This is a genomic window from Paenibacillus sp. WC2504 (assembly GCF_052682475.1).
The window spans coordinates 8,052,461-8,068,170 of record NZ_JBQZFH010000001.1 but is presented as its reverse complement, the minus strand read 5'-3'; the positions used below and the strand labels follow the sequence as shown (position 1 = coordinate 8,068,170).

Sequence of the window (15,710 nt, the reverse complement as noted above, 5' to 3'; positions counted from 1 at the left end):
TGGCGAAAGTTCGGGAGGATCAGACTTTTGGATACGCTTTCAGCGTAATAAAGCGAGACGCGGCAAGGGCTGGGGGTGGGTGACACGGCTGGCGCGGCTTGTCGGAAATTTCTTTGAATCTATCAACTCATTCTGACAAACTTTCTGCTAGATTGTCTCTATACTAGAGAAACAAATAAGGGAAGAATGGATGGTGTTCAAAGCATGCAAAGAAGAAGCCTAGGAGCGACGATTAGCGGTGGATGGTCAGGAATATGGCAAAGAGCGAAAACAGGTGCTCATAGTGCGGCAGTGGAAAATCGTTTTGTTCAAGCTTTTGTGGCTAAGAAGTGGTCTTTTCTCCTCATCGTCATGGCATTCCTTCTTGGACGTGCGATGATCCTCGAACAGCTATCTCCGTTTGCTTTAGCCTTTATCGCAGTTATCTACTTTACGAGGAGAGACATTTTACATTGGGTGGGTATTGCGGCGTTTGCCGGTAGCTTACTGTCCATCAATTCGAATACAGGATATCTTGTTACTGAGATTATCGTCTTCCTGCTCGTTCAAAAAGCGTTTGAAAAGTTTGAGCGTTCCGATCTTACACTCGCTCCGCTGCTCGTTTTCAGTTCAACCTTCCTGGTTCAGCTTTTTGCAGAGTTGGTCGTATCGAATTTAAGCTGGTATTCCCTGATGATGCTGTCCGTAGAGGCGCTGCTTAGTTTAGTGCTGACACTGATTTTCATACAAGCTATTCCGGTATTCACACTTACCCGTAAAAACTATCATTTGAAACATGAGGAAATCATCTGCTTAATCATTTTGTTGGCATCCGTTATGACAGGGACGGTGAGCTGGGTAATGGGGCCTGTCACCGTAGAGCACGTGCTCTCCCGATACTTGATTCTACTATTTGCATTGGTAGGCGGAGCGCCTTTTGGAGCCTCGGTTGGCGTCATCACAGGGCTTATCTTAAGTCTTGCTAATAGCAACGCCATCTATCAAATGAGCTTGCTTGCCTTCTCTGGAATGTTAGCGGGACTGCTCAAGGAAGGGAATCGGCTCGCTGTTGCTTTCGGTATGCTGCTGGGATCTTCGATTCTATCGTTCTATATAGGTTCGAGTGCCGATATGATCAACTCCGCATGGGAATCGCTTGCGGCCGTTACGCTGTTTCTCCTTACGCCGAGGAGCCTGATTCTTACGCTTGCCAAATATGTGCCTGGCACGCAGGAGAATCTCAAATCGCAGCAGGACTATGCGAAGCGGGTTCGCGATGTGACAGCCAGCCGTGTGGAACAGTTCTCGGAAGTGTTCCGGCAGCTGTCACGCAGCTTTAAACAATTAACGACGGATGATGCGGTCAGCCGTAAGGAGGAGGAAGTTGGGCATTTCATGAATGCCGTTGCACAGAAAACTTGTGAATCCTGCTGGAAGAAGAGCCAGTGCTGGGATCAGAAATTTTACCAAACCTATACGTTTATGACGGATATGATGACCAATATTGAGACAAAGGAGAATATGACGAAGAAGCAAATACCTGCGGAATGGAAGAAGGTGTGTAATCGGACGGATCAGGTGCTTGATGTGATGAAGCAGCAATATAGCTTGTACAAAAATGATTTGCATTGGAAAAAACAAATTATGGATAGCCGTCATCTGGTTGCAGATCAGCTATCTGGTGTCTCGCAGGTGATGGAGGACCTGGCGAAGGAAATTAAACGGGAAGGGCAGGAGTTGTTCCTTCAGGAGGAGCAAATTCGCAATGCGCTAGAGGAGCTGGGCTTATCGATTCATTCAATCGACATCATTTCCTTAGATGAAGGAAATATTGAAATTGAAATCATTCATCAATACACGAAAGGCTTCGATGAATGCCGGAAAATCATTGCGCCGCTGCTGAGCGAAATCATCGGCGAGAATGTCGCCGTAATGCGCGAAGAGATGCATGAGCGCGGCGAAGGCTACAGCACGGTCGTATTCGGCTCTGCCAAAGAATTCGTAGTAGAGACCGGGGTCGCCGGCGCGGCCAAAGGGGGCGACCTTTTCTCGGGCGACAGCTTCTCCACGGTGGAGCTGGGCAATGGCAAGTATGCCGTTGCGCTTAGCGACGGCATGGGCAACGGCGAGCGGGCGCGGGCCGAGAGTCAGACCGCCCTTAGCATCCTGCAGCAGCTGCTGCAGTCCGGGATGGACGAGAAGCTGGCGATCAAGTCTCTGAACTCCGTGCTGATGCTCCGTTCCTCCGATGAGATGTATGCAACGGTGGATATGGCTTTGATTGACATGTACAATGCCAATACGACGTTCATGAAAATTGGCTCCATACCGAGCTTTATTAAGCGAGGGAACGAGGTGATCTCCATCTCCGCGAATAATCTGCCTGTGGGCATTTTAAGCGAGATCGATGTCGATCTGGTTTCTATCCCTCTCCAATCGGGAGATATCCTCGTCATGATGACCGATGGGATCTATGATGCGCCTGGTCATGCGGTGAATAAGGAGATGTGGATGAAGCGCATGATCCATGAGATTGACACGACCTTGCCGCAAGAGTTCGCGGATTGTTTGCTGGAACGAATTTTCCGCCATCATCATGGCGAAATTCAGGATGATATGACGGTCGTTGTCGCTCGCGTAGAGAAGCGGCAGCCGGAGTGGGCGACATTCCGCTGGCCGGGGATTACGCGCATGGAGCGTCCCAAAACAGTCAGTTAGTTAGAAAATGAAGCCGTAACAGCTCATTTGCTGTTGCGGTTTTGGTGTGGGAAAATAAGGGTATTACAGGATTTATGAGAAAGGCGGTATGGCATGTTCAGGAAAGTGCTTTCTCTCGCATGCATCATCCTCGGCGTCTTGATTTTTCTATATCCAGCCTTGAATGACCGGTACGAGAGTTATCAGCAGCAGAAGATTATGAATCAATGGCAGGAAAGTTTGCAGCTCATGGATCAGATCCCGCAGGAGGAGAGTGAGAGTGCACAAACTGAGGGTGTGGATACGCTCATAGGAAAAGTCGAGGCAACTGGCAGCTTGGGTGCTATGGGCCCAGTGGATACCGCGGGATCTGTTGATTCGGCTGCTACTAATCCACCAATTAATCCGCCTAGTGTAAAGCAGGCACAGCCTCTGGAGATGCAAGTTGCGCCGAAACCGACACCGCTGCCCAAAAATGTGGAGGGTGTACTGCGGATCGATAAAATCAATTTGAAACTTCCTATTTTGACCGACGCAACCGTGAAGAATTTGAAAGTATCCGTTGCAAGTATTGCTAATACGGGGAAACCGGGCGAGGTAGGCAACTATGCGATAGCTGGCCACAGAAATTTGACCTATGGGAAAAATTTTAACCGACTAGATGAAGTTGACCTGGGTGACATCATTCAAGTGGAGACAGGGAGCAAACATTTCAAATACATGGTGGAGGATAAGCAATATGTCCTTCCTACAGATGTTTCGGTCTTAAAGGGTAATGGTAAGGATAAGGAAATAACATTAATTACCTGCGACCCCATGGTTAATCCGACGCACCGTTTAATTATAAAAGGAAAAATTGTTGAATCATCGGACTAAAAAGATTTTGCTTTCACTTTAGTCCGATGTGAAACTGTTATGACGTATACAATACAAAATGTATCATATAATAATTATATTGATACGTTATGTATTGTATAGTGTGGTATTTTCTGATACATTTTGTATCAAAGGTGAATTAAGTTTTTTTGGTCCACACACGTGTAGGGATGGAGGGAATTTATGAAGATGTTGAAGAAGGAATTGAAGCTGCTACTCGTTATATTGTTAGTTTTCATGCAGTGCTTGTATGCAGTCAGCGTTTCAACCAAAGCAAACGCTACTGAAATCTCCAATACTGATAACATTTTGGAGAGCGTGTCGATGGCTGTTTACGACAGTGCGGGACAAGTCGTAACAGGAAACGTCTACGATCAGGGAGCTAGAGTAAGGCTGGACTATACCTGGTCTTTGCCGGACGGTCATAGTTACCGTGCAGGCGACACCTATACGTTTATGCTGCCAGCGCAATTTTTGTTATTTAATAACGTGGGTGGGACTTTGACTACTGGTGACGATCAAGTTGGAACCTTTCAAGTGAACAAGGACAGCCGCCAAGTCATCATTACTTTTAATAACTTCATTGAAAGCCATGATAATGTAAGAGGGACCCTCACGATCAATACCCAGTTTAATAAAAGCCAAATAACTGGATCGACAACGCAAATTATTACGATTCCGATAAATTCGGGAGAAGAGGTCTTTACCCTTATTTTCAGGCCGGATGTTCCTTCTACCATAAGTAAAGCAGGTGTGGCTAACGGTTTTAATGCGAAGCAAATTGATTGGACCGTTGATGTGAACAAGTCGATGGACTCCATTCAACAAGCGGTCGTAAAAGATCCTATACCTGCGGGGTTGGCTGTTCCTGTTTCCGTTGCGGTTTATTCTCTGGACGTAAAATTGGATGGCACTATGATTTTGGGAGAGCTGTTGGATAGCAGCCAGTATACAGTAAGCACGGATGGCAGCATTCTTGCCGTTCACTTTGCTGATAACCCGATTACTCATGCATACCGGATACAGTTCGCAACGCCAATTACGGACTCAACCAAGTCATCGTTTGTGAACACAGCGACACTGTCCGGAAGCAATAAGACACCGGTTCAAGCAACTGCAACAGTTGAAGTCAAGCATGGAAGCGTGCTTAAGAAGATCGCAACTGACTACGCGACAGGAACGCAGACGATAAGTTGGGCAATTCAATATAATTATAATGAGGGGAATATCCCGCAATCGACAGCTTGGTTATCAGACCTATTCAATGAGTCCCACGAGTTAGTAGCCGAATCCTTTCAAGTATTTCCGGTCACATTTAATGGGGCAGGCGGCGAAGTGTTGGGTAGTGTAGTGCCTGCTACAGAGTATACATTAACACCGCAGACGGCAGAGGGTAAGAAGGGATTCAAGCTGCAGTTTCTTCAAGATATTTCATCAGCTTATAAAATAATTTATAAAACGAAGGCAAGCAAACCTGTTTTGGACAATGGTTCCGTAACCAACACAGTTACTTCAGGTGGTGGAAGCAGTGATACGGTTGTTAAGCCAATTAATCAGGTGGCAATTGTCAAAAGCGACGGGCATATCGATTATAATACTAAGATAGTTGAATGGAATATTGCGATTAATGGCGACAACCAGCAAATGAGCCACGTGGTTGTGACAGATACATTCCCTTACAAGGGGCTTCGTCTTCTTCCAGATACCTTTAAAGTCAAGCAAGGCGCAGGAGTGCTGGATCCATCTGAATATACATTAGACGACTCTGTAGCTCCTGAGGATGGCTTTATTGTAAGATTCAAGAATCCTTTAACCGGACCGGTGACCATTAATTACAAAACAGCATTTAATCTGGATTGGATTCAACCTGCAGGCAGCAGAACAGATTTCTATAACACAGCTCAAATGGCCTGGTTGGATCGTTGGGAAAATGAGCAAACCAAGACAGTTACGGATATTTTTTATACAAGGGACGAAGTCAAGAATAATGGTTTCAAAAACGGTACCTATGACGCTGCGCACAAACAGATTACTTGGACCGTAGGGGTCAACTATAATAGTAAGCCCATTGAACAAGCTGTCGTTGAGGATCTCTTGGACTCAAATCAAAAGCTCGATGTAGTCACGCTTAATGTTTATAAGATGGTCATTGCCCCAAATGGGACTACAACATTAGGCAGTATAGTAGATGCTTCTGAGTACGAGTATCAAATTGATGCAGCTAATAAATTGAAACTCTCATTTAAACAACCTATATTAGGGCCGTATTCTATCGTCTTTAAAACGAGTCTGGACGGACAGTTGATTAACAGTGCCACTGTAAACAACACAGCCAAACTATTCGATGCGGATAAACCTGTGTCGAACGATCTGAAAGCGACCGTGAACATTCCACATGGAGGCGAGTACGTCAGCAAAAAAGGGTTACAAAGCGGCGACAAGATTAATTGGACGATAACGATTAATCAAGGACAGTCAACTTTGAATGATGCTTTATTAATCGATACGCCTACGGTAAATCAGCTGCTGCTGTTGGATACGTTCCATCTGTTTAAAACGATAGTTGATATGAATGGCAATGTAACGAAAGGGGCAGAGTTAACCAAGGAAGTCGACTATACTTTGGTTATCGAAACAGATGCAAGCGGCAAACAAACGTTCCGCCTGCAATTTGTGAATCCTATTCGTTCCGCCTATATCTTGGAGTACCAATCGCTCATCGCGGCCAATGATAAGGATACGGTTTCCAATAAGGTTATCCTGAGTGGCAACAATGTAACGACAGTGACCAAGGAAACCGTACAGGATATTATTGTTGGCGTTTCGAGCGGTTCCGGCACAGGCAGCGGTGTAAGGGGCTCGCTCTCCGTGAAAAAGGTGGATGCGTCCAATTACACAGTACTGCTCAGTGGAGCAACCTTTGACTTGTACCGGAAGTCCGACAGGGTGTTGGATCGGATTGGTACAATGACCACGAATGAAAATGGAGTTGCTAACTTCACAGGCTTGCTTAAGGGCAATTATGTAGTGAAGGAAAGTGCAGCGCCTGCTGGGTACGCTTTGGATGCGGATAAGGAATATCCGGTATCCTTAAGTTCGGGTGAGAATTATTCAATCACTGTAACCAATACTAAGTCTACCGTGCCATCTAACCCGCCTACTAGTACGCCAACTGATTCGCCGTCTAGTACGCCGTCTAACCCACCATCCAGCACGCCAACGAATCCGCCAAAACACGATTCATCATCGAATGATCCGGATCCAACTCCGAGTGCTTCAACATCACCGAAGCCAAGTACGTCGCCTGCTCCGTCCGGTTCGCCAAGTCCGGGTCTGGGCACAAGCCCAAGCCCGAATCCAAGCCCGAGCCCAAGTCCTGGTTTGTCGCCGAGTCCAACGCCTGCCCAATCAAACGGGTCTGCGCCTTCGCTCAGTCCAGAGCCAACGACACTGGAAGGCCCCGAGCCGGAGACACTCCCGGTGACAGGCGAGTCCAGTCACACGGCAGTGAAATTATCCGGTTTGGCGCTCATTCTTCTAGGCTTCCTCTTACGGAGAAAATGGCGTAAAAACTAAAGTTGATGCCAAGCCTTAACAGCTCATTTGCTGTTAGGGCTTTTTTTTGTTTTATTGTGATAAATTATGACATATTTCTTGCAATAAATAGGAATTAGGTCCTATATTTACTTGCAAGTAGGACTATAATCATGGTTAACTATAAATAGATTCTTTACAGTTAAAAAAATGGGGTGAGGGATGGCAATAGGTTGTGTGGGGAGTCGTTAATGTTGGGTTTACAGAATGGGAAGATCAAGTGTTTGAGCTGAGGAAAATCTGAGCAATCGTGCATCTAAGATGAGCGAACAGTATTTGGGTTGCGACAATTATAATGGAGGTAAATCATGCTGCGTTATCGGAAGAAAATGGCCATTCTGATGTCGCTGATGCTGGTCATCCAGTTAATTGGCGGTATGCTTGGCGCGGTGCAGGCTGCACCATCCTATGCATTTGACGGAAGCAAGCTCGATGAGTTTAATGTAACCGGGTACGATTCAGATCCTAATGATCCGGATGGACTACAAAAGAAAGAATTATCGGAAGCTGTACTAGGACGCGATACGGAAATTTTGGTCCATGCCCATAATAAAGCTCCGGGAACGATGGCCTTCAACGCTGGCGTTGAAGTTGTACTGCCGGACGGTCTTGAGCTGGCATCGGATATGAGTCCCAGTACGGTGGTAACGGATGGCGTAACAGGAACCATTACAGCTTTTTGGAAGGATATCAAAGATATCGCTGCCGGGGAAAGCTTCGATTTTCCTGTGAAAATCAAAGTTTCTAATAACTACAGGAAAGCAAATAGCGGCGGTCTGGTTCCGTTTGGGACCATGTTGACGCCTACGGTTCGGTTATATGCGAGCAGTGATCCCCGCAAGTTATACTATGACGCTGCGCTTCCTACCAAGACGTGGAGCAAAGCCATTAAGGTCACGCCTTTTTCCATCCGACTTATCAATGATGTGAAGAATGTGAAGGGGGCGGGCCCTGATGATGCACCTCCTGCAGGAGGCGCAGAGTGGGGAGAGCTTCCTTATAAGATCGAAATGGTTAACAATGCACGGTCATCTACAACATTTACACTCTTTAAAGAGACAACGGATGCGGCAGTTGAGCACTACGGTTTTACAGGCCAAACCGGAACGCCGACACAAACGGTTGCCAACGGGGTGCGCACCATTAACTGGACGCTTCCGGCACTAACAGTGGCAGGCGAGGACGGAAAAGGCAAGAAAACGTTTAGTTATCAGGCGGCCTTTTTAAATACGGACGCAGGCAATCATATCATGACGCATGGCACACAGAAGGACGATAAGTTTGACTATTCTGCTACCGTGGATGGTCAAACTTTTACGGGGTCTGTGACACAGAAGGTGACTGCTAGAGATATCGTGATTTATAAAGGTGTACAGAAGAAGGCGGGTTCTTCAGCGGGAAGCGAGGTCGGATACAACGACAGGCTTGTGTACACGCTGCGTGTCAAAGTCAACGAGTACGTTCCTGTGACAGGGATCACTGTGAAAGATACGCTGGGTGACGGGCAGGTCTTTGTCGATGGTTCGGCAGAAGTTAAGGATGCAACCGGTGCATCAATATCCCGTGGTTTATCGGAAACAGCTTCAGTGGATGGAACTACAGCCTTAACGTGGACGCTAGGAAATATGGATTACGCGAGTGCTACGGATCGTGAATTCACGATTACTTATGAAGCCACCGTTCGGTCGACCTGGAAGGTTGCTAAATCCGGTGGAAGCAATGTAGTTGCAGCGGACGTTCTCGTCAACAAAGCTGAGGTAAGCGGTGTATCTGTTTCGTCAGGAACGGTTACCGATTCCGATTCAACGGACATTCATGTGACAACGCCTAGTGTTAGTGAAAAAATCGTTAGAGTGAACGATGGAACTACCGTGGGAGGCCAGCCGGTCAATGAGCTGAAGCAAGCGGTAACTGTAGGTGATACAGCTAGCTTTAAAGTGGCATACGACGCTGTGGGCCTGCCGGCGAAACAGCACAAAGTTAAGCTTTATGACTATCTGCCTCTCGGTACCATGTATGAAGGCTCACTTAGCACTTATCAAATTAATGGAATAACGCCTACATACGAAGATGATATGCAAGCTCTCGTGTGGGATTTTGGCAACACGGATCTAGTTGAGGGTCAGGTAAGCCAACTTGCCACCGAGGTAAAAGTGCGGATTCAAAACGATACCAGCTACGTCACCAAGGACAAAGGGGCTAAAAACCTGGTCGTCCTTACCTATGAGAATTCTGAAGGTATTGTTGAGAGCAAGCGCAAGGAAGTTGAATTAGCCTATGTAGAACCAGATGTGAGCATAACGCGCACAGTGAACAAAACGATTGACCTTCACGGAAATGAATCCGTTACAGTTACAATCAAGCTAACGAACAATGGATCGACACCGGCCTATCATGTGAAGCTGACGGATAAGTTAGCGGATGGCTTGCAGGACTTACCGGGTAGTGAAGACTATACGCAGACAGGCACTTCGATCAAATTCAATGAAATTCCTACCATAGAACCGGGCAATGCCAACTCGGTGACGCTGACGTATACAGCTCAGTTAATCGATCCAATCGGCGCGAGCAGAGATATTGTGCTGAAAGATGCGAGCTGGACCTACTATGGGCAAAATAATACATCAGCAGGAGTCATCAATCGCCCTTACACCGGGCAGGAGACGACGACGACCAATCTGACAGCAGCCGGACCGACGATTACGAAGACGGTTGAGGATACTTCGGGTACGAAAACCTCTTTGAAGCCTGGAGATTGGGTAGTCTACAAGGTGGAAGTGAAAGTCCCGGCTAACAATGTGGCTTATTCACCATCGGTAGAAATTGAAATACCAAGTAATGAAGATTATGTTGCGACGTATACGGGGTATGATTCCCTGACACATACAGGTACGGGATCACCAACTGTTGATACGACAACAGCAGGCCTCATTAAACTCGCCGGAATGGCGGAGGTACCGGGCGCGACGTATACGTATTATGTTAAAACCACCGTTAAGAAGATTAATGCCGGTACATCCGTAAGTGATACATCCGGCGCAGCCTTCAAATGGAAGCCAGAAGCATCCGCAACAGAGAAAACCTTATCTGTTCAGGGCGCACAAAAGCCTACGGTGACCATTAAAGCGCCGCAGCTGGAAATCACCTTAAGTCCTGGTACAACATCCATGAAAGCAGGCGACACCCGAGCCTACACCGTCACTGTGAAGAACAAGGGGCTGAACCCGGCCTATACCTTTACGCCAACAGTAACTCTGCCTGCAGGATTTAGTTTTGTTTCTGGAGACGGGACGGCCGCTGGGGTTACGATGACGTTCCCGCAAGTTGCGACACTTGCTAATAATGCCGAGCAAACATACGCATTCACTGCTCGTCTTGACAACGTCAAGGGGTCAGGATCAACGCAAAGCATTTTAGCTTCCACTGGAGACTACTACAGTCTGCCTGATAGTGGCGGCGCCAAGTATGATTACGTAGCAGGTTCAGCTACCGTTGATGTTCCGCGCGTCACGATTACAAATGTTATTACGGCAACGAGCAGTGGCGATATCACCAAGATTCGTCCAGGAGATACCGTAGACTACAAAGTTGAAGTTACGATACCTGACGGGACGATAGCGTACGACGTTGTTGTCGAAGATGTAGTCGACTCTCTTGGAAGCAACTTTACGTTAACGAACAATCCTTATAATTTTACAGTTTCAGGAAACAAGCTCACCAAAGTTCTAACTAATTCGGAGACGGATGCCTCACTGGGGGCCAAAGTTTTCACATACACCTTTCAAGCACGAGCGAAGGCAGGTGTTTTCGACGCAAGTGAAGTAGTTCCGTACAAAACTACGGCCGTGGCCAAGTGGAATAAGCAGAACGGCTCCGACTCAGCGCAAACGGCTGATGCAGTAACAAGCATTGCAATTTTGCAGCCGAAATTAACCATGGCTCTGGTGGCGATTGCCGATACGAAGTTTTCCAAAACCAACACCGAAATCACAGTTGAGTTTGAACTGAACAACGTTGGGAACGCGACAGCATACAAACCTTCGGTGGAAGTCAAGCTGCCAAGCGAACTGAATGTGAAGCCAGGCTCGATTTCGGATGGCGGATCCCTTAGCGGTGGCGACACGCTTACATGGTCAGCGCTCTCTGATCTTGCTGTAAGCGGCAAAAAGAAAGTGACCTTCATAGTCACTACGAAGCCAGAAGTTTTACCGGGGACAACGGGTATTACGATCAACGGTAAAATAACCGGATACGAGTCCCGGGAGAGCACCCCAGTTGCCATTTACACGCCTGTAGTGTCCTTGCCGCAGGTACTCTCTGTCGATGTGTTGACGGTATCGGCTTCGATCAAAGAATCGACAAACAACAGCACGACGACAGTGCGCCCTGGCGATGAAGTGACCTATCTCCTGAGTCTGGATCAGCCGCTTAATACGACCACGTATCATGTAAATCTTGATTCGCTGTCAGGGCTTGTTCAACAGGAAATCATTTCGGTAGGTAAAATCGTTGGCGGCTCGGTCACTGACATTCCGAAAGTTGGAGATAAGTATCCACTCGGGTCTATTACAGGGGATGCCAGTCCGATGGACCCATCCGCGCAGTATCAAATTGTTACAAGGTTGAAAACGGATGGACCGGCGGGTAGCTACATCGCACAGATCACGCCGAAGCTTGATTATCAGACGGCGGAGACTGCAGGCGCGCCACGAACAATATCAGCCGAGATGCTGTCCGTGAACGTCGTGCAACCCGACATTTCCCTGCTGCTAAGCAGCAGCAAACCGGCTCGTCAGGACGGCTCCGTTCCGTTCGATACGGCGAGTGAAGAGCTTCTCTTCACGATGAAGCTGACGAATAACGGGCAAAGTACCGCGTTCAACCCGTTCACGACGATCCAGCTTCCAACCGGCGTTCATATCAGCTGGGCAGACCCTAGGGCTACAGTAAGCGGATCTACCTATAGCTTGACTTGGGAAAGCCTACCGATTCAGCCTGGCAGCAACAGTGAATTACAATTCAAGGTACAGGCGGATAACGCAACCGTCGTTAGCTCGGTATATAGCGTCAAGTATACCTTGAACGAATACTATTCTCTCCCTTCAAAGGGCGGGAAGAAGTATGATGAGCTGAGTTCGAACTTAATCAACGCCATTGTACTTGGGCAGCACACGTTGAATACAGCTCCGGATCAAAGTGTGAAGGCCGGACAAACGGCAACGTTCCCGCACATCGTGACGAATACTGGAGCGGGTGTAGATCTCTTTAAGCTTGAAGTGAACACGCCATTTACTACGGATGTGATCGTTAATGGCCAAGTGGCAGCCACGTGGGCATTCGATCAAGGGCAGTGGAAATGGACCTATATCTCCCCGGATGTGAATCAAGGCGGAGTTCCTGGCTTCAAGTTAAATGCCGGAGAGCAGCAGGCGCTGCAGGTAGTCGTTCATGTTCCGGAAGGCACTCCGTATGACAACGATCATCCGTATCTGATCGGCCTGAAGGCATCGGCTGTTGAGAGCGGAAAAGAAGAGAGCATTCAAGATAAGCTATACGTTGTTGGGGATCCGCTTGACGGATGGGCAGGTAGTCAGCCGCGCTCGCCATGGACAGAGCCGGTGCTTGCACCAGGGGATCCATTGAAGCTTTCAGCCGTTAGCTCTAACGATGTACAGCGAGTGGAAGCTGTTTATATCCATGGCACCCATTCCGAAGTCATTCAATTCGTCCTGACGAATTCGGAAACATACATCACAGATGGCCATAAAGAATGGAAAAACGTACTGACACGGTTGCCGGACGATATTCTGGGTAATCAGACGTCAGAGTCGTTCAAATTAACCTTCAAGGGTTATGATACGGCAATCGGCGGTCATGACATCCAGACAGATGCACCTAACGGCGCATTTGGCGGCAATAATGGTTTTACGGTGAAAAATGCGATTGAAATTCTGGGTACCATTACAGTTGCAGGAGAACACCGGCCAATCGCTGGTGCTACCGTTACCTTGTACAATGAAGATGCCAGCCATGTGGAAATCGCGAAAACAACAACGGATGCAAACGGTGGCTACAATTTTGGACAACGTAAGGCAGCACGTTACAGCATCGTAGTACAAGCTGAGAATTACGCAGAGGCAAGCAAAGCATTCTATGCGATACCGAGCACGGTTGGAAGCAACCAAGTTATCGTAGATGCCGAGCTCAGCCAATATCGCTTAATCTTAACAGCTGATCCTAGCAGCATTGTCGGCGATGGGCAGTCTACGACTATTTTAACGGCAGTCGTATTGGATCAAGCGGGTCAACCGCTTTCGAATGTTCAAGTTAACTTCAGTGCTCCAATAGGTACTTTCGTTGGTGGCTCATCGGCTGTCACGAATGAAAAAGGTGAAGCAAAGGTAACGTTCAAGTCTGCCGTTATTGAAGGCATCATCTCCGAGCGGTTCCCGATTCAGGCAATTGCTGACGACAGTCCGCGTGACCTGCATGCCAAAGCGCAAATTATCATGACTTTTGAGCCGGCGAGTATTGTAGGGATTGTTACTGAGATGATCGATGGCGTTGTCACACCGGTTAATGGTGCTCATGTTGTCATTACGGCTAATTTTGACGCGAATCCCGGCATCGACTTTACCGGAGAAGCTTACACGGTTACGAAAGATACGTACCAAGGCTATTACAAGATCGCGATCCCTCGCGGAGGCGTCGATTATCAAATGCAAATTACGAAGCCCGTTCAAATCGGCGGACACACTCAGCTTATTACTTACACACAAACGATAACGGCAGGTGTGGTTTCCGGAGCAGGACATGAAGAATTTATGCCTTCCAAAGGGGCCAGCGGTCTTATTGCAGTAGGTAACGACAATCAGAGTGTCGGTGTGTTTCCTGCGGACATGACGAACAAAATGCGAGTTCGATTGCTGGACGGCTCGAATCATGAAATTTCGAACGCTCCGCTTCAAGCCAACGGAACGTTCAGTATGAACGGCCTGACGCAAGGCGAATACAAGATGGAAATTAGCTACGAAGTAGAGCCGGGCGTATTCATTGTGCTGAATGAGAACGCCCAAGGGGAACTGTCGAAGCTGAAAATCAGCAGCGATGGCGAACTGAACATTGCGCTTGAACTAATCGACCCTTATGGTAAAGTTACGGATGCCATCACGGGAGAAGTAATCGAAGATGCGCATGTTGAGCTGTACTATGCAGATACGCCTAGAAATGCAATTAATGGAAAAACTAAGCATACCATGGTTCCACTCCCTGTTCTTGTAGGCTTCGCGCCAAACGATAACAAGAACCCGCAGAATACAGACGCTGCCGGAGATTACGCTTATATGGTCTTCCCGACATCGGATTACTACATCCGAGTCACGAAACCGGGATATGTGACGTATATCAGCCCGACGATATCCGTAGAATATGCAATCGTTAAGCATGATTTGCAAATGCAGCGGGAATCAACATCAGACAAAGGCAATGGCGGTTCTGTCGGAGGCGGTATGATTCTGCCGGGCCAAACTGACTTGTCCGTGCATTTATTTTCGGATAAAGCCAATTATGGAGAAGGACAAGAAATCACGTTTACGGTTGAATACAGCAACAAAACAGGTATATTAGCGCAGGGAGTTAGCGTTAGCGCACAAATTCCGACCTACACGACGGTCGCTGACGCAGCAGGCGGATCCGTGAACGGAAATACGATCACGTGGGCGATCGGTGATTTGGCCGCGAATGGAAAAGGGTCGTTGACCTACAAAGTGAAAGTGTTATCCAACGCCCTTCTTAAAGCGGAACAAAACGTAACGAACGAAGCATGGATTTCAAGTAAGACAACACTCGTACATCTGGAAGACGATAAGTCTACACTTCAAGTGATGTTGTTCTCGAACCGCTATGAGAATAGCAAGCACACCAGATATATCATGGGATACCCTGATCTGGAGTTTAAGCCACTGCGCAATATTACCCGAGCAGAAGTGGCGGCAATTTTCGCAAGGATCATGGATCTGCGCAGCACAGTGAAAGGGGAAGTGCTCTACCCGGATGTGCCAATCGCTTATTGGGGCAGTGAGTACATTGAGGCTGCTACGAGAGCCGGCTTATTTGGCGGGTATGAGGATCGATCCTTCCGGCCGGATACCGCGATTACGCGTGCTGAGCTATCGGCCGTCATAGCCCGTTACCTGAACCTGAAAGCAGATGCATCCAACAATCTTCATTTCAATGATATTTCTGCGCACTGGGCGAAGAATGAGATCGAGGAGATTTACCGTTATCACATCATTAACGGATATCCGGACGGCTCCTTCCAACCGGGGCAAGCGATGATTCGCGCAGAAGCGGTGACGATGATTAATCGTCTCCTGCACCGCGGTCCATTGAAAAACGCCAGTCAGTCTTTCCCTGACGTCTCCCCGTCTTATTGGGGCTTCGAGCAAGTAGAGGAAAGCGCCAATACGCACGAGTACAAACGCAATGAAGACGGCTCAGAAACATTAACCAAGATGATACCGGAGCCACTCTGGTAATGAAAATAGAGGCAGGAGCCCTTTGGG

General features: G+C 47.7%; 4 protein-coding genes. All 4 read left to right on the top strand.

Annotated elements, in window-relative coordinates:
* Positions 1–204: 204 nt before the first annotated feature.
* Positions 205–2,697, top strand: a complete 2,493-nt coding sequence (gene spoIIE / locus ACUN27_RS36910; protein ID WP_445560565.1) for a stage II sporulation protein E — start codon at positions 205–207, stop codon at positions 2,695–2,697.
* Between the two features lie 93 nt (positions 2,698–2,790).
* Entirely contained in the window at positions 2,791–3,552 is a 762-nt protein-coding gene (locus ACUN27_RS36905) for a class D sortase (RefSeq protein WP_445560564.1), read from the top strand.
* A gap of 183 nt (positions 3,553–3,735) precedes the next feature.
* Positions 3,736–7,128, top strand: coding sequence for a collagen binding domain-containing protein (locus ACUN27_RS36900; protein ID WP_315955957.1), 3,393 nt, complete (start codon positions 3,736–3,738; stop codon positions 7,126–7,128).
* A gap of 326 nt (positions 7,129–7,454) precedes the next feature.
* Positions 7,455–15,683 carry an S-layer homology domain-containing protein gene (locus tag ACUN27_RS36895; RefSeq protein ID WP_445560563.1) on the top strand — a complete coding sequence of 2,743 codons (8,229 nt, stop codon included), beginning with the start codon at positions 7,455–7,457 and terminating at the stop codon, positions 15,681–15,683.
* Positions 15,684–15,710 lie beyond the last annotated feature (27 nt).

Bases quoted from the DNA above. Each gene is read 5' to 3' on its own strand.
- spoIIE (WP_445560565.1), top strand. From the start codon at position 205: ATGCAAAGAAGAAGCCTAGGAGCGACGATTAGCGGTGGATGGTCAGGA.
- ACUN27_RS36905 (WP_445560564.1), top strand. From the start codon at position 2,791: ATGTTCAGGAAAGTGCTTTCTCTCGCATGCATCATCCTCGGCGTCTTG.
- ACUN27_RS36900 (WP_315955957.1), top strand. From the start codon at position 3,736: ATGAAGATGTTGAAGAAGGAATTGAAGCTGCTACTCGTTATATTGTTA.
- ACUN27_RS36895 (WP_445560563.1), top strand. From the start codon at position 7,455: ATGCTGCGTTATCGGAAGAAAATGGCCATTCTGATGTCGCTGATGCTG.